We start from the raw sequence: 312 nt of genomic DNA on the forward strand, positions 1-312 counted from the left end.
GCTTGACTCCGGTCCGCTCATGCACGGCCTCGCTCAGCCGTCCGGCCAGCGCGTCGACGTCGCCGGTGAGGGCAGGGTCGTATCCGACACGCAGCCGCAGTTCGTCGACCTCGCGGCTGTCCCGGACGATCTGGAAGACCCCGGCCGCGGTCTCCGGCTGGTCCTCGACCACCTGCCAGACGTCCCGCAGCACGACGGAACGCCCCTGGACCATCGTCTCGTCGCCGCGTCGTCCGGCCACCCACATTCGGGCGTGGGTGCGGCCGCAGCCGCAGCGGTCCCTGGACAGGCGGACCAGGTCCTCGCGGCGGT

General features: G+C 72.8%; 1 pseudogene. It reads right to left on the minus strand.

From position 1 onward, the window contains the following. Nucleotides 1–241 (minus strand): annotated as a pseudogene (locus TN53_RS43710) (phenylacetate--CoA ligase family protein); the annotation flags it as partial. Nucleotides 242–312: the final 71 nt, after the last annotated feature.

It is taken from the genome of Streptomyces sp. WM6386, assembly GCF_000972385.1.
Taxonomy (GTDB): Bacteria; Actinomycetota; Actinomycetes; order Streptomycetales; family Streptomycetaceae; genus Streptomyces.